Source organism: Bacillus sp. FSL P2-0099, assembly GCF_038007445.1.
Classification (GTDB): Bacteria; Bacillota; Bacilli; order Bacillales; family Bacillaceae_G; genus Bacillus_A; species Bacillus_A mycoides.
Genome location: NZ_JBBOXE010000001.1, coordinates 1,222,455 through 1,238,364, shown reverse-complemented (window position 1 = coordinate 1,238,364; position 15,910 = coordinate 1,222,455). Strand labels below are relative to the sequence as shown.

Sequence of the window (15,910 nt, the reverse complement as noted above, 5' to 3'; positions counted from 1 at the left end):
TTCATAGTGAGGGGGAAATTTGATGCAACCTGATACTTTTTTACATCATCTCCATTTTTCTATTAATGAAATTATGTCGTCCGATAAAGAGATTGACTGGGAAGACGCACCACTTCCTTATAAATTATATCGAAATTTACCAGTCATCCCTCTCTCTTTAGAAATCCCATTAACTTTGCGGAATTCTTCTACTAAACCTAACTTAGAGGAAATCGGTCATTATCTTTGGTACTCATTTGGTTTAACACAATTATGTCAGCCTGCTACTAACCTAGAAAATAATAAAACAACGACTCTATTTCGAAGATTCATCCCTTCTGGGGGTGCTTTATATCCAAATGAATTATATATGTATTTAAAAATTGATCATTATCCAGACGGCATTTACCATTACGACGCCGCGCATCACCGTCTTATCTTACTTCGCGAAGGAAATTTCGATTCTTATCTTACAGAAGCACTCGGCAATCGTTGTAACGTACATTCTTGTTTTGGTGCTGCATTTGTATCCACTATGTTTTGGAAAAACTTCTTTAAATACAATAACTTTTCGTATCGTCTTCAAGGATTAGATAGCGGTGTTCTCATCGGTCAATTACTTGAATGCGCAAAACAATTTGGTTATACAAATGGTGTATATTTTCAGTTTCTAGATCGGGCAATGAATCATTTACTTGGACTGTCAGAAGGTGAAGAAAGTGTGTATGCTGTTATTCCTTTAAGTACAGAACCGAATACAGATTGGTTTCATGATGATCATCGTAAAAATAAAACCGTTACTTCTCATGACTTGTTGCAGCAAATCCCGCCGTTAACACATGAGCATTTCGTTCGCTCAAAATATGTAGATGAATATCCTATGATAAAAAAAATAAATGCGGCTTCTATGATTGAATCAACAGAACACTTCCAAACATTTACCTGTGAAGAACGACAACAATATAGTGCACACGCTATGCAGCTACCTAAAGTGGAACGTTTATCATACGATTTTTTACAACTTTGTAAAAAACGATATTCACCTGATTCTGACTTCATTTTAACGAAATGGGATGCAGCCGAGCTCGCTACTCTACTACAAGAAGCGAGCCTCTCCTTCCCTTATTACAACGACCTTGATGGCAAATATTTAAATGAAAACGCACGAGTCTCACTATATGGATGTTTTTATAACGTAAAAGACATAGAAAACGGCGCTTACGCTTATAACAGTAGGACACATTCCATACAGCCAATACGGCATGGAGACCTTCGTTATTCTCTGCAATCCAGTATGACGATGGATAACGTAAATCTTTTTCAAGTACCACTTTGTCTACATGTAATCGGAAATAAAGATTACTATAAAAATAAATTAGGTTATAGAGGATATCGAATTCATCAAATGGAAGCTGGCATGCTCGTTCATAAACTCGTTTTAGCTGCGACAGCTATGGGGATGGGCGGGCACCCTTTACTTAGTTTTGATACAAATTCATGTGATCAATTGTACGGGATTGATACCGGAAATGAAACTTCACTCATTCAAATTCCGGTTGGGGCTTACAGGGCGCGAAATTGGCTAAAAGGGTCCTTGCATAATTAGAAGCACGCCGATTAATGGCGTGCTTTTTTTAAAGGAGTTAAATTATTAAAAGCGAAATAAATACATATTCTTATATAAAAGGAGAGTTTGAATTGAGTATTTTACAAAGGTTAATCGAGCAAGCGAAAAATCCTCACGGGACAATTGGTTCCTCTATGCTTTGCATTATGAATGCTGCGCATACGAGACTAACAAATTGGGCTTTACAAAAAATACATATACGTGAAAATGCAGTTATTTTAGATATTGGTTGTGGGGGTGGTAAAACCATACAGACTCTTTCAAACCGAACTCCGCTTGGGAAAATATACGGGATCGACTACTCCAATCAAGCTGTTGAAAACTCAAAGAAAGCAAATATGAAGGATGTCAAAGCAGCGAAAGTAATTATTCATCAAGCAAGCGTCTCCTCTATTCCATATCATCCGGACTTCTTTGATCTCATTACCGCTTTTCAAACCCACTACTTTTGGCCTGATGTTGAGAATGATATGAAAGAAGTATTTCGCGTCTTAAAACCGAATGGATCCTTTTTACTAGTTGCTGAAACTTTCAAAATCCAATATCATATGGATAAATTTAAGACGACCGAAGAATTAGTAAACCTTTTTTATAAGACGGGATTTACAAACGTGAAATGTTACGAAGAAAGAGGATGCCTTTGTTTAATAGGAAATAAGTAAAAAAGCAGACCTTTCAAGGTCTGCCTTTTTTACTAGATTACTTTAAAAATACTCTTAATTTGTCTTGCAAATAACCAGTTTTTCGTACCGTAGTTATCATTTAGACTATCTAAATTAATAGCTTTCCCGTTAGAAAACTTTAGTTCTAACGTTGTATTTTTGTCATTTGTTTTTAAGTTGCTATTTGTAATGTCATCATACTTTAATTTTTCAATCTCAATATACTCTTCCTTCTCTTCTCCGATAACGACGTGATCTTGGAAGAAGAAGAATACTTCTACTTTCTTACCGAAACAAAATACGTTTTTCGTATAAATTAATGTCGCGTTATCAAGTCCGACACATACTTCTTTCATCTCTTCAACAACGTTTCCTAAGTCTTCTTCGTTTCTTGCATTTGATTCAGCAATCCATTCTTCGATTGTATTCATGTTAATTGCCATACTGTGCCCCCTGGTTCGTTCATTGCTTTATTAAAAAATAAATACTATATGACAATATAAGCGATACATACTATGTTTTCAAGGGTGAACGGTATATTCGAAATAAAGTGAAACTTTAATTAGTGGAGGTTTTCTTCATCCCCCACTGATTATCAGCCCTCACTAATCGGGCTCTTACTGCCCGCAAATAGCGGGATAAAGTTAAATTTCAAAGTAATCTACTAGGGGCACCGATTTTATTATATTTTAAACGTTTGAACGAGACATTCTTCATCATCGATTAACTGTGTTTTCTCATCAAATTCGATGTTTAGCTCCCTATATACTTTCTTCCAAAAAGAAACTGCTGGTATATTTTTCACAAGTTCGATAACGAAATATTGCCCTCTTTTCTCTTTTAATACATTCTCAATAACTTGTTTACCGATTCCTTTTCCTTTGTACTGATTCAATATGAAAATGTCATTTATACCAAAGTCGTTTTCCTTCTTCAAAAACGGGCGTTCCAATAGTAATAAAAATCCTACGATATCAGTATCACTTTTAATAAAATACGGAGTGATTCCATCATTTACCCAAAACATATGCAAATCTTCGTATTCAAAAAATCCATTTGCCCCAATCTTTATATTAGGAGTGAATGTAGAGAGGTCATGAAGATATAGTGCGTACAAATTACGTAATATTTCTTTTTCTGATTCTTGAACTGTTTGAAGTGTTACAAACATTTTTAATAATCCCCTTCCCTATATGTAACTGTTTCTCCCTCTTTATTATTCGCTAAAAAAGTTTACCTACCTTTGCAAAAAAAATAGCACTTAAAAAGTGCTATTCCGCTCTCCTTGCTGCTTGTTGAATTGGATCCCAAACGCTGTTATATGGTGGTGCGTAACTTAAGTCGACATCTTCTAAATCGTGAATACTCATTTTATTGAAAAGTGCCATCGCGATAACATCAATACGTTTATCTACGCCCTCTTCTCCAATTACTTGACCGCCTAATAATTGTTTCGTATCGGCGTGATATAGTAATTTCAAGTGAAGTGGCGAAGCACTCGGGTAATAGCCTGCCATATTTGTTGAATCTACTTTGACCGTCTTATACGGGATGTTTAGCCCTTTCGCTTCTTTTTCATTTAAGCCTGTTCTTGCGAGCGTCAGATTCATAAATTTAATAATGCCCGTACCTAACGTACCTTTAAATGCTCTTCGTTTATCAACCATATTGAGTCCGGCAAGTCGCCCTTGTTTATTCGCAGTCGTTCCGAGCGGGATATGGTCATGAGTTTCCTTTATAACATGGTAATGCGTTGCACAATCACCAGCAGCGTATACGTCTTGTACATTCGTTTGCATATAAGCATTTACTTCAATTGCACCTTTATGGTTTTTACGTATATTTGTCCCCTCAAGAAAATCAGTATTTGACTGTACACCGACAGATACTAAAACGAGATCTGTTTTATACGTACCTTTATCTGTTTCAATTTGTTCCACTCTTTCTTTTCCTTTAAATGCTTTCACATTTTCATTCGTTAAAATTTCAATATTGTGTTTATCTGCTTCTTTATGTATATATTCAGCCATATCTGCATCATAAATCGTACCGATATGATCGTTTCGCTCAATCATTCTTACTTTCTTACCAAGTTCGACGAATGTTTCTGCCATCTCTAGTCCAATTGCACCGCCGCCAATAATAGTTACAGCCTCAACTTTATTCGTTTCTAGCGTTTTTAATATGCGCTCAGCATCCGGAATTGTTTTTAAAAGATGAACGCCTTGCAAATCTCGCCCTTCCCATTCTGGCATAACTGGACGCACTCCAGTCGCAATTAATAAACGGTCATACGGAAATTCAAAAACATCTTTCGTCTCCGTATGCTCTGCGTACACCATTTTCTGTTCCGTATCTACTTTCGTTACTTCATGACGTACTTTCGCATCAATTCCATATTTATCACGAAACGTCTTTACATCGCGGGCAATTAACTTTTCAGTAGAAGCAATAACACCACTAATCACATACGGTAATCCGCACTGAGCATATGAATAGATTTCACCTTTTTCTAACGTTACAACATTTGCAGTTTCATCGTTTCTAACAATTTGCATTGCTGCACTCATACCTGCTGCATCTCCGCCAATAATGACATAGTTCACTTTACCACTCCTTCTTTTTTACATACTCTTTACGATTTCCATATTTTATAGAAATAACACCTACTTCCATTGTAAAGAAAGAGAATTCTATCTACAAATTTGGTGCACAAACCTATGCATGAATAGGTATCCGTCGTGTCTTATAAACAAGATGTTTAATATGCTATAACAGCAACTATGGAAAGTAGGTGAAATATACATGTGCGCCGGCCTTCTCGCTCAAACTCCAGAGGAACCGCAAGAACCGAAAGCCGCCATGCCACTTGATCAAGAATTTTCTATTAACGTAACATTATACAGCGCTCGTGCTTGGTTATCTAATGATGAGACTTTCGCACAAACGATTTGGAAAGGCTCTCGCTTCTCTTCAGCATCACACGCTGGCAAGTCCATCTTACCAATTGGTACTGTTAAAATTGTAAACTTATCTGATGATACAATAACAGTTACTGCATCATCAGAAAAAGATGATACTCTCAAAATAGTCGTACCCCCTCGTTCTGAAGGTGTTTTAACATCTAGTGCATTATCTGATGTGCAAGCAAGTACATCAGGAGGAGCAAGCAAAGTCACATTCCTCTTTCATATCTTTTTCTCAAGGGATCCTGGTCCAGCTAAATAACCATAGAAAAGGTACAGCTATGCACTGTACCTTTTTCACGTGTTTATTCTCTTGATTTGATCAATTCAACATTATAAGTTTCAATATCTGTTAGCTTTTCTGTAAAATACGGATTTTCTCTATACCAAGACTGTTTTGAAAAATACGCTTGCATATCTTTCGTTTGAAACATATGTCCATGTCTTGCGTATATTTCATTTCTTGCTATTTTCAATTGTTCTTTCGATAAATATGTCAAGTCCGTACTCGTTAATTTTCGAATATCACTATCAGGGAAGATGAAACCATTATATACATAATGAGTCGTAGGCGGTGGAGTAACATTGTAAACAACTGTTTTTTCTACACTTTTCTTTTGAAATGGAAGATTATAAGCCGAAAGTGCCGTTACCGTTTCTACCTTTGTCGTTTCCCTTCCGTTTTCTCCATTTCGTTCTAAATAAATCGCCGCACTTCCATCGGTCGCTATCGGTCCCCACTTGAGACTCCCACGACTAAAGTCGCAAGCCCGAATCCTTACGGAGTTACGGGTGGGATTCTTGAATGACTAAACGTTCGCAGTCCATTTCTGTTTTGAACAATCTTCAAGATGAGGGCATCTCATTGCCCCTCCTAAACCAGACCATATAGGTGCTTAGGCTGATTGACTGTTACCATCAATCACAGTTGCGTAGCGAATATTCATCGCCCCAACGATATCACGATGTGTCTCAAACCTACATGGACACTTGTATTTTCTGTCTTGTGCCTTATTCTTTTCAGCACATTTCGGACAGCTTTGACTTGTATAAGCCGGATTCACATATTCAACCTGAATACCAACTAATGCTGCTTTGTATGCAATAAATCGCGATAAACGATAGAATGACCAAGTGTGTAGGTTTTTTTCGTTTTTACGGCTTGTTCTTGCCGTCTGTCTTATATTCGTTAGTTGTTCTAATCGAATGACAGAAATATGATTAGCGATCGCAAAATCAATGATTTCACGACTTATTTTGTGATCTTTTTCTTGCATCCATCTTTGTTCTTTATCATCAAATCGCCGAATTGCATTCACTTTTTTGTCTTTTCCTAACTTCTTACGAACACTACGAAACTTGCGCTTCCTATATTTGTTTTGCCTACCATTCCCAAAGAAACGAACCTTGTCATCATCTGTGATCGCTACCGCAGGGACTTTGAGACCTAGGTCTACTCCTAAAATTTTCGTCCCTGCTCTTTCATTTGTAGGAACCATGACAGATATTTGGGCAATCCACTTATTCGATTTCTTTGTGATGCGAAGTGTACCTAACTTATGTTTTAGCAAATCCAAATTGCGATTGTTTTTATCGATTAATAAAGCTCGGACCTTTAAACGAGTGGACTTTCCATTTACCTTAAACGGGATTGAAATATGAGTGGCGTCAAACGAATAATTTTGATTGTTCCATATACAAACAGGCCTCTTTAAAATCGGAATGATTTTATAATTGCTTTTCTTTACTTTTGTAGCAAACAAACTTTTCGCGTCTTTGATTGCTTGATTCTTCACCGCACTTGGGATATTTGCTTCGATATCTTTTGTGCTTTTTTTCGTACTTTTCTTTGCTTCAACCATTTCTGATACAAGTGTATTTATGACTTTGATATATTCTTGGCTACTTTGTTCTAATAAACAGATTTGTCCTTTTGTTGGAATCAATTTCACTTTCACTGTTAGGGTCTGTGACATACGTTTCATCCCCTTGTTTTTTGATTTTCAGCATCATTCATTTAATACATTTCTAGCAATAGAAACAAAATGAGAACGTGTCCATAAACTTTGCAACTGCATGAGACGAGAAGATTTTTCTTTCAAACACTTTGAACCGTTCTTCTATAATCATTTATTCTCGTTACAATATATCATTTATTCTCAGAAAATTACAACAAAAATTCTTGAAGAAACTACCTATACGTTGGATACTTAAAGTACCACGAACCTTGCGATTTTTAGTGGTACTCCGTATCCAACCTCACTTTCATCCCATGCCTAAAGGCAATGGGCTTTCTCATTCGGAAAGGGCTGTAAGATAGATTCTTTTATATATGAAAATAGAGGCGTTACACTCTCTCTTGTGACAATAACGGCTGGATCATCTGCCGTGGTGATCTCAGCTAATTTCTCCCCGTTCCTCTCTTGTAAAACAGTAATAATTCTCTCTACTTGCGATGATTGTGAGTAATATGAAGATCCATACGCATATAACCCGCCCAATACTATAATAAAAAATGTTAAAAGTGTAATTCCAATTATTGTCCCTTTGCTCATTTTCTGCTTCTTTACTACAGGATCCCGCCTCTTCGTCCCGCAGTTTTGACAAAATTGCACACTGTCTTCAAAATGAGTCCCGCACTTTGTGCATACATTCATCCGTTCAACCACCTTTTCGTTAGAAGCCTGTTAATCCCCCGATAAAGGTTTGGATTATCGTTTTAATGTAAGACCAAAACACGATAAACGTTGCAATTCCGATTAAAACATTTGCGATAATAAGTGTGTAAACAGGATCTACTCCGCCGTTGTCTAGTTTTAATATAGCTACAATTATACTAATTCCCATATATGTTGTAGCCAGCCCTAATAAGATTGGTAAAAAAAAGATCAATAGGAAACTAAATAGAAAAGAAAGAACTAGTATAGCAATAGCTGGCGTCGCTATCGTCCCCCATATACCGAATGCTTCAAGAAAAGAAAAAGATGATTTCATCATCTTACCACTTACAAAAATAATAAATCCGACAAATAAAGTTAAAATTAATAAAAAGAAAAAGACCATTACAGATTCTCCAAAGAAAGTAGGAGTAGCTATATCTGGCACTAATGTCCTCGTAACAGTCGCCGCTGCGCTCATCATTCTATAAAAAATACATGCTCCTAAAAAGCAAATAAGTACAAGACTTACAATTCCATTTCGCACTTCAATATTTCCACTTTTCATAATGGCCGATGGTGATTTAAAAGCATTTTTAAAGAACTGAAAATAGCCACTTGCAAATTGTTTCGCTTGCTCTACCGTTTCATTCGGACGGCTTTCCTTTACTTGTGCTGCGCGCGCTTGTTGCTGTCCTTCTTCCTGTGCACCACTTGCTACCACTTCTTCCGTTAACGAATGTCCACAATTCCCGCAAAACCTTGCTTCCGCTGCATTTTCTGTATTACATGCCGTACATTTCATTCTCTCATCCCTCCTTAAGCATATACCTTATAGGGTGTTACAAATTCAATATATGACTTTGTACATAAAACATGACTACAAGAAAAAGAATATGAAATCCTTCTTTTAAACGAAACTATGTGTGCTAGTATTATAGAAAAATAATGGTATTATGAAACAGAGCAACTAACATTTTAAACAGATTGGATGAAGACAGTGGAATTTGTAAACTCGATTTTTCAAACACTCCTTACAAGTGTGATCCAATTATTTTCTTTAATTGGTGTCATCATTGTAATTGGATTTATATTAGGTTATTTAGAATCTCTCACACGAACGTATTGGTCGAGAGCTTTTGGTAGGAAAGGTTTTCTTTTAACCGCGTGGATTGGTGTTCCCGTTCATGAACTTGGGCATGCAATTATGTGTCTATTATTCCGCCATAAAATTGTAGCAACGCAGTTCTTCCCGACAGATACAAGTCAAGGAGCTTTAGGTTACGTACAACATCAATACAATCAAAAAAGTATATACCAACGAATCGGTAATTTCTTTATCGGCATCGGTCCTATTATTTCTGGGATTACTGCCTTAATACTTTTAATGCGCTATTTCGTACCAGAATCATATTCTTTATTTAATACAACTCTCGAAACAACTGTTGCATCGACTTCTATTAACTTAGACATGATCCAAAACATGTTTTTATCAACATTCTTTTTATTAAAAAGCTTGTTTACAATGGGCAATTTATTGACCCCTTCTTTTTGGTTATTTTTGTTTATCGCTATTTGTATTTCTGCACATATCGCTTTAAGTAAACCAGACATTAAAGGATCAATAGACGGTGTCATCGTCATGTTTATCATATTATTTTTATTCAATATAATAGCAGGACTTTTTCAGTACGATAGTAATCAACTAATCGGTAAAATGATGAAATATAATATGTATCTCATCGCGTTTTCTAGTGTAGCGCTTCTTTTCTCTTGTATTTCTACACTTGTTAGTTTTGGGTTTTATAAAATGAGAAGAGGGCGTTCATTGTGAACGTCCTCTTCTCATCAGTTATTTCTCTTATAATCACAATGCTCAACCGGCACACGAGCATGCCCTTCTTCATCCGTACCCCATGACTGTGACTGAAAGGCAAGAAAAATACCAATCCACTCTTCCTTCTTCTCAAAGTGAATCAATATCCCACCGTCTTGCCATTTGCCATCATCACCTTGCCATTTCTCTACATTCCCTTGATTCATATGAATATCGTGTATACCGTTTCCAGGTGTAAAGTGGAAATACGAATCCGGAACCTTTTCTTCTGGTCCCCACCTTTCACCAAACGCATAAATAATTGCTTTCTCATCTATTGCTCTTTTTATATAATGTTCTATTTTCTCATTTAAATCATTATCAGATCCCGATTTTTCAGCAGGTAAAGGAATCATTTGCTTTGAATCAAATAAATTACCTCTTACATAATCTAAAGCTACTTTCGGCTCATTGTTTTTCACTTCTGTAAACCCAAACGGTAATGTTGGTAAAATGTGAATAGCTTCTGAATCAATATGTTCGCTTGCAAAATATAAAACTTCTGACGGATAACTTTGCGACTTTACGTTAATTGCAATACGATAATCTACTTCTGCTTCGCCTTGTAAATGAACTTGATAATGAGGTGTGTTCCCTTTTCCAATCTTTGACTGTATAACTGTACCTTTTAACACGCCGTAGTTTTTTAGGGGCATACATTTCATCTCCTATTCATTTAGTAGAAGCTTTTCATACTTTAGGCATTATCCATATAAAAAGAAAATCCTCCTTTCCCAGGAGGATTTCTTATTTTCTCAACATATACCAAACAATAACCTCTACCACTACAAGCAACACCGCACCAAAGATCATTAACGTCGTCTTCTTTAATAGTTCATTTTCACGATAAGGGATATTACATAAATACGCGCCTAGTGTAACTCGTGATGGACAAGCGATTGTGGCTACTGATGATGCGGTGTTTTGGAGTGTTGTGACGTATTGCCACGGGAGCGCTACGTTTTGCGCTGTTTGCATTTGTAGTTTTATAAACATCGCATTTGATCCTGCGTTACTACCTGTTAAAAAGCCGCCAATTCCGCCTATGAAAGGAGCAACGAAAACGAAAAATGTCCCAAATGTTTCACCAGCTGTTTTTGCGAGTAATGAATGCATACCAGATGCACCCATTAGTTCTGAAATGGCGATGAACATCGTCGTTGTAATAGCGAAAGGAATCCATTGTTTTATCGTTTGTGAGAGTGATTGTTTAATAATATTTGATGGAATGCGGAAGAAAATAATTGTAAATAAACAAGTCATAGCGAGCCAAAATCCTGGTGAATATAGTAGCTCTAGTTTGTAAGAATATGATTTTAAATCGAGAACTGCATATGACCTAAGAAAATCATGTAATGCTGGAACGAGGCGAGAAAGTAAAATACAAACTGTTAAGAATATATAAGGGCTAATAATTTTTATAATAGATACTTCTCTCTCTACAGCCGCAGCATGTTCTGTTATAAAGTTTTGCTCACTTTTTCCTTTTAATTTAATGATTAGAAAGCCAAATGTAATGGTAACGATAGAACTTAATATCCCTGCAAGTTCAACACTTACGTATGCGTTAGAAAGATAGATTCCGAGAGAAAATAATAGAAAGAATCCTACTCCTTCCTTACACTTTTCTATAACTGCCTGCCAGCCACCGACAACGTATAAAGAAAGGATGATAAAGTATGCGAAAATCGGGATGCTTAATAATGCTGTATTTGTACCAAGAGTTGTGAGCGGCATGTTAATAAGCTGAGAACCGATAATCGTACCCGTTGCCATCGCGCCCCATGAACTTGCAAGTAAACCGATAAACGATAGTAGCACAGCTTGAAACGGTTTATAACCGAGCGAAAGAAAAATAGGTGCTGCTACCATAAAACCAATTCCGAATCCACTCACTGATTCAATAAGTGGACAAATACCAAAACACATAAGAAGCATTTGCAATAATCGATCGCGCGTGACTTGTTCTAGAAATCGTGCTACTTGATCGATGTATCCCATTTTGTTCATGAGGTGAAATAAAAAAATACCGAAAAATAAAACGTATCCGACAATAAAACAAATTAACCACCCTTTAATTGTTGCGTGTACAGTTTCACTTATCCCTAATTGAAACGTTGTCGAGAGTAAAACGATTCCGACAGAAACGGCATAAGAGATTAGTGAGGCTCTTAATGACGTTTGTTTAAACAAAAACAAACAAATAAAAATCATCATAATCGGGATAAGTGCCAACAATATGGCCATGCTATCATCTCTTTTCGTAAAAATTGCAATTTTTAACTATTATATAACAGATGTTATGATTTTCAATTATTTTTATAACAGATTTAAAAAAGGAGCCACTTGGCTCCTTTTTTGAATAACTAATATTTTATCTTTTATCCTGAAAAACCGTCTGCTGTCCAATCATTTTTTCTAGTACAACAAACACAATATAAGCACATATTACTTGCAATACAATATTCCCAAGTTTTATTAATTCAAATGAATGGATCCATTGGAATAATTCACTTAATAATACAATCGAAACGATACTAAATAGTTCTATACTAACCGAAAATATACATACTTCTAAAATAGATTGCTCTTGTATTCGATTTAATTGGGAAAAGATGAATACATATCCTAAAAACAGAGCCATCAACTCTATTTTCGTCATGCTAATGAGCCAAGCGTATAATGGTACAGTTAAAAGAAGATATAATAGTTTACGTCTTAGCATGCCTTCTCACCCTCTAAGTTATAAGTATTTTCTGTATATTTTAACATTTATTACACAAAAGAAACAGAAGAGACTTAAGCCTCTTCTGTTTCTTTTACTGCATGTATTAACTCACAAATTTCTTCTCGCTTTTCATTTTCTAACAGCTCAATGACTTTACTTCCAACGACAACGCCGTCACATATTGTAATCATTTCTTCAATTTGCTCTCGTGTTGAAATACCGAATCCTGCGACTACTGGTAAGTGGACGTGTGCTTTTACTTTTTCTAAGTAACTACGAATCTCATCTTTAAAGTTTTGACGTACTCCCGTTACGCCCGCTACTGTAACGGCGTAGACGAATCCTTGTGATTCACTCGTAATTTTTTCGATTCGTTCAATAGGGCTCGTTACGGTAACGAGTGGAATTAAAGCGATATTCGCCACGCGAAGGAGCGGTGCAATAATGTCTTGTTCTTCATACGGTAAGTCTGGAACGATAATACCGTCCACCCCTGCTTCAAGACAGCTCTCAATGAAACGTTCCTTTCCGAATGCGAGTACTGGATTTAAATATGTCATAAGTACAAATGGAATTTGAACTTCTTGCCTCACCTCTATTAATGCTTGAAAAATACCTTTCAATGTTACACCGCTATCTAATGCTCTTTTTCCTGCCCTTTGAATAGTTGGACCGTCTGCGACTGGATCTGAAAACGGAATACCAATTTCAACGATGCTTGCTCCTGCTTCATCAAGAAAACGAATTCTTTCTTTTAACTTTTCAAGTCCACCATCTCCGCCCATTACATACGGAATAAATGCTTTCTTGCCATTTTCAAACGCTGCTATAATTTTTTCTACTCCCATTTTTTACACCTCTTCCATATAACGTTTTATACTCTCTACATCTTTATCACCGCGGCCGGATAAACAAATGACAAGTCCTTCGTCTTTCTTCATTTGCGGCGCTAGTTTTAAAGCGTATGCAACAGCATGTGAACTTTCTAATGCCGGGATAATCCCTTCTTTTTTCGTTAATAATTGAAATGCTTCTAACGCTTCTTCATCTGTAATGGAATGATAAGAAACGCGGCCAATATCTTTTAGCAAGCTATGTTCTGGCCCAACACCTGGGTAATCCAGCCCTGCCGAAATAGAGTGCGCTTCTTGAATTTGCCCTTCTTCATTTTGCAGAAGGTACATCATCGATCCGTGTAAAACACCGACACTTCCTTTCGTTAAAGTGGCTGCGTGCTTTTCTGTGTGAACACCTTTTCCAGCTGCTTCAACACCGTAAAGAGCAACTTCTTCATCGTGTACGAACGGATAAAACATTCCCATTGCATTACTACCACCGCCAATACAAGCAACGACTGCTTCTGGTAATTTTCCTTCTAACGCTTCGTATTGCTTTTTCGTTTCTTTCCCAATTACACTTTGGAAATCACGAACAATTTGCGGGAATGGATGTGGCCCGAGAACTGATCCCATAATGTAGTGCGTATCGTGTACATGTGAAACCCAGTAACGAAGCGCCTCGTTTACCGCATCTTTCAACGTGCCGCTACCTGCCGCAACGCTTTCTACTTTTGCTCCGAGTAATTCCATTCGAAACACGTTTAATTTTTGTCGTCTCACATCTTCTTCTCCCATGAAGATGACGCATTCTAAACCGAAAAGTGCACATACAGTAGCTGTTGCAACTCCGTGTTGTCCTGCTCCTGTTTCAGCGACAACTTTTTTCTTACCCATTCTTACCGCAAGAAGTGCCTGACCAATTGTATTGTTAATTTTATGAGCTCCCGTATGATTCAAATCTTCACGCTTTAAATAAATCTTTGCTCCACCGCAATACTTCGTCATATTTTCCGCAAAATAAAGCGGTGTTTCTCTTCCAACATACGTTTGTAAATAATGATCTAATTCCTTTTGAAACGCTTCATCTTGCATCGCTTCTTTATATGCTTCTTCTAGTTCTAATACGGATTGCATTAACGTTTCTGGAACGTATCGCCCCCCGTATATACCGTAATGACCTTTTTCATCTGGATATGCGTAGTTCATTTGGAACACTCCTTCGCTTTTTTAATAAATTGTTTTATTTTCTCTATATCTTTCTTTCCTTCTGTCTCTACTCCGCTGCTCACATCGATCATATATGGCTGAACGGTTCGAATTGCTTCTTCTATATTAAGGATGTTTAATCCGCCAGCTAATATCGTTTTCTCTCGCAACTCGTTTGGCATATGTGCGAGTAACTCCCATGAGAATGTCTTTCCGTTTCCTCCGTGGAACTTTTCTTTCGGGCTATCAAATAACAGATAATCTGTATCGTATTTTTTCGCACATTCAATATCTTTCTCTAAAGTTACTCCTACCGCTTTTATAGACGGAATATTCAATCTCTTAATTTGATGATTGTCTTCATCCCCATGTAGTTGCACATGCGTTAACCCGCACTCCTCTGCAATTTTCTGGATCACTTCGACTGATTCATTTACGAAAACACCTACCTTGAAAACGTGGGCTGGAATTTCCCCAATAATTTCTTTCGCTTGTCCTGGAGTGATTTTCCGTTTACTTTCTGCAAAAACAAATCCGATTGCATCTGCTCCGTATTCACACGCTCTTTTTGCTGTTTCCATATCAGTGATGCCGCAAATCTTCACTTTCATATGCTCACCTTACAGTCTTCAAAAAAGGTACTGATAGAAGATGATGTCATAAGCGCTTCTCCAACTAATACACCTTTTGCACCAGCTCGTTTGACGCGAATGATATCTTCTTTTGAATGAATGCCGCTTTCACTAATCCAAAGTAGGTTTTCCTCATTCAGTCGTTTTCCGAGCTTTTCAGTTTGGCTTAAATCTACTTCAAACGTTTTTAAATTACGGTTGTTAATACCGATAACGTGCGGATTTAATCGGATTGCAATTTCTAATTCCTGTTCATCATGAACTTCAACAATCGCTTCTAATCCTTTTTCTAGCACGTAGTTATAAAGCTCGTTTAATTTCTCTTTTGACAATGCTGCAACAATTAATAAAATAAGATCTGCACCAGCTTCATACGCTCTATCAATTTGGATTTTATCGATTATAAAATCTTTACATAAAAGCGGAATGTTACTTTCTGCTCTTGCCGTTTGTAAGTCGTGAAACGACCCTTTAAAAAATTGACCGTCTGTTAAAACCGAAACTGCTCCAGCACCGCATTCTTCATATGTTTTCACTTGTTTTGGCACATCAACGTGTAAATTAATATCGCCTTTTGATGGAGACGCTCGCTTTACCTCTGCAATTACAGTAAACCGCTCTAAAGCTTTTACAAGTGAGTGTGTTTTCCTTTTTTCTTTCACTGGTGAATATGTTTCATATAACTCCGCAACTTCTACTTTCTTTTGCTCTACAATTTTGTCTAAAATCGTCCCCATT

The 15,910-nt window shown here is 36.8% G+C and carries 16 protein-coding genes and 2 pseudogenes; 4 read left to right on the top strand and 14 right to left on the bottom strand.

Translation table 11 applies throughout. From position 1 onward, the window contains the following. Nucleotides 1–22: 22 nt before the first annotated feature. Both MKY90_RS06320 and MKY90_RS06315 read left to right on the top strand, forming a co-directional pair. Nucleotides 23–1,585: a SagB family peptide dehydrogenase gene (locus MKY90_RS06320; RefSeq protein ID WP_341090822.1), complete on the top strand. Its 1,563-nt coding sequence runs from the start codon at nucleotides 23–25 to the stop codon at nucleotides 1,583–1,585. A gap of 92 nt (nucleotides 1,586–1,677) precedes the next feature. Next, nucleotides 1,678–2,268, top strand: a complete 591-nt coding sequence (locus tag MKY90_RS06315; protein ID WP_215584697.1) for a class I SAM-dependent methyltransferase — start codon at nucleotides 1,678–1,680, stop codon at nucleotides 2,266–2,268. Between the two features lie 32 nt (nucleotides 2,269–2,300). Here the strand turns inward: MKY90_RS06315 and MKY90_RS06310 are convergent, their stop codons facing one another. The 3 genes from MKY90_RS06310 to MKY90_RS06300 form a co-directional block, all read right to left on the bottom strand. Further along, nucleotides 2,301–2,711: a DUF3908 family protein gene (locus MKY90_RS06310; RefSeq protein ID WP_002030461.1), complete on the bottom strand. Its 411-nt coding sequence runs from the start codon at nucleotides 2,709–2,711 to the stop codon at nucleotides 2,301–2,303. A 239-nt stretch (nucleotides 2,712–2,950) separates the two neighbouring features. After that, entirely contained in the window at nucleotides 2,951–3,439 is a 489-nt protein-coding gene (locus MKY90_RS06305) for a GNAT family N-acetyltransferase (protein WP_002140882.1), read from the bottom strand. Between the two features lie 100 nt (nucleotides 3,440–3,539). Next, nucleotides 3,540–4,874, bottom strand: coding sequence for an FAD-dependent oxidoreductase (locus MKY90_RS06300; protein WP_215552745.1), 1,335 nt, complete (start codon nucleotides 4,872–4,874; stop codon nucleotides 3,540–3,542). Nucleotides 4,875–5,073: 199 nt separating this feature from the next. On the opposite strand from MKY90_RS06300, the gene MKY90_RS06295 reads away from it, so the two are divergent. Beyond that, nucleotides 5,074–5,496 carry a hypothetical protein gene (locus MKY90_RS06295; protein ID WP_002188801.1) on the top strand — a complete coding sequence of 141 codons (423 nt, stop codon included), beginning with the start codon at nucleotides 5,074–5,076 and terminating at the stop codon, nucleotides 5,494–5,496. Between the two features lie 43 nt (nucleotides 5,497–5,539). Here MKY90_RS06295 and MKY90_RS06290 read toward each other — a convergent pair. The 4 genes and pseudogenes from MKY90_RS06290 to MKY90_RS06275 all read right to left on the bottom strand — a co-directional run. Then, nucleotides 5,540–5,980, bottom strand: a pseudogene (locus MKY90_RS06290) (YARHG domain-containing protein); the annotation flags it as partial. A gap of 150 nt (nucleotides 5,981–6,130) precedes the next feature. After that, nucleotides 6,131–7,210 carry an RNA-guided endonuclease TnpB family protein gene (locus MKY90_RS06285; protein WP_215584695.1) on the bottom strand — a complete coding sequence of 360 codons (1,080 nt, stop codon included), beginning with the start codon at nucleotides 7,208–7,210 and terminating at the stop codon, nucleotides 6,131–6,133. Nucleotides 7,211–7,552: 342 nt separating this feature from the next. Further along, nucleotides 7,553–7,891: pseudogene (locus MKY90_RS06280) on the bottom strand (zinc-ribbon domain-containing protein); the annotation flags it as partial. Between the two features lie 19 nt (nucleotides 7,892–7,910). Beyond that, nucleotides 7,911–8,696 (bottom strand): zinc ribbon domain-containing protein, encoded by a 786-nt coding sequence (locus MKY90_RS06275; RefSeq protein WP_215552747.1) that lies wholly within the window; start codon nucleotides 8,694–8,696, stop codon nucleotides 7,911–7,913. A gap of 195 nt (nucleotides 8,697–8,891) precedes the next feature. Between MKY90_RS06275 and MKY90_RS06270 the strand changes: the two genes are divergently transcribed. Beyond that, nucleotides 8,892–9,725 (top strand): hypothetical protein, encoded by an 834-nt coding sequence (locus tag MKY90_RS06270; protein WP_215552748.1) that lies wholly within the window; start codon nucleotides 8,892–8,894, stop codon nucleotides 9,723–9,725. A gap of 14 nt (nucleotides 9,726–9,739) precedes the next feature. Here the strand turns inward: MKY90_RS06270 and MKY90_RS06265 are convergent, their stop codons facing one another. The 7 genes from MKY90_RS06265 to trpC form a co-directional block, all read right to left on the bottom strand. Then, nucleotides 9,740–10,432 carry a DUF2278 family protein gene (locus MKY90_RS06265; protein WP_215552749.1) on the bottom strand — a complete coding sequence of 231 codons (693 nt, stop codon included), beginning with the start codon at nucleotides 10,430–10,432 and terminating at the stop codon, nucleotides 9,740–9,742. An 82-nt stretch (nucleotides 10,433–10,514) separates the two neighbouring features. Then, complete coding sequence (locus MKY90_RS06260) at nucleotides 10,515–12,014, bottom strand: L-lactate permease (protein WP_341090812.1); 1,500 nt, start codon at nucleotides 12,012–12,014, stop codon at nucleotides 10,515–10,517. A gap of 127 nt (nucleotides 12,015–12,141) precedes the next feature. Then, a complete protein-coding gene (locus tag MKY90_RS06255; RefSeq protein WP_002086916.1) occupies nucleotides 12,142–12,492 on the bottom strand; it encodes a DUF4029 domain-containing protein in 351 nt (116 codons plus the stop codon). 74 nt (nucleotides 12,493–12,566) lie between these two features. Next, entirely contained in the window at nucleotides 12,567–13,343 is a 777-nt protein-coding gene (gene trpA, locus MKY90_RS06250) for a tryptophan synthase subunit alpha (RefSeq protein ID WP_002011422.1), read from the bottom strand. A gap of 3 nt (nucleotides 13,344–13,346) precedes the next feature. Next, nucleotides 13,347–14,540: a tryptophan synthase subunit beta gene (trpB, locus tag MKY90_RS06245; protein ID WP_002086917.1), complete on the bottom strand. Its 1,194-nt coding sequence runs from the start codon at nucleotides 14,538–14,540 to the stop codon at nucleotides 13,347–13,349. Beyond that, nucleotides 14,537–15,151, bottom strand: coding sequence for a phosphoribosylanthranilate isomerase (locus MKY90_RS06240; protein ID WP_215552751.1), 615 nt, complete (start codon nucleotides 15,149–15,151; stop codon nucleotides 14,537–14,539). The genes trpB and MKY90_RS06240 overlap by 4 nt, the downstream gene beginning before the upstream one ends. Continuing rightward, on the bottom strand, nucleotides 15,148–15,909 hold the full coding sequence (gene trpC, locus MKY90_RS06235; protein ID WP_016101537.1) for an indole-3-glycerol phosphate synthase TrpC: 762 nt from the start codon (nucleotides 15,907–15,909) through the stop codon (nucleotides 15,148–15,150). The genes MKY90_RS06240 and trpC overlap by 4 nt, the downstream gene beginning before the upstream one ends. Nucleotide 15,910 lies beyond the last annotated feature (1 nt).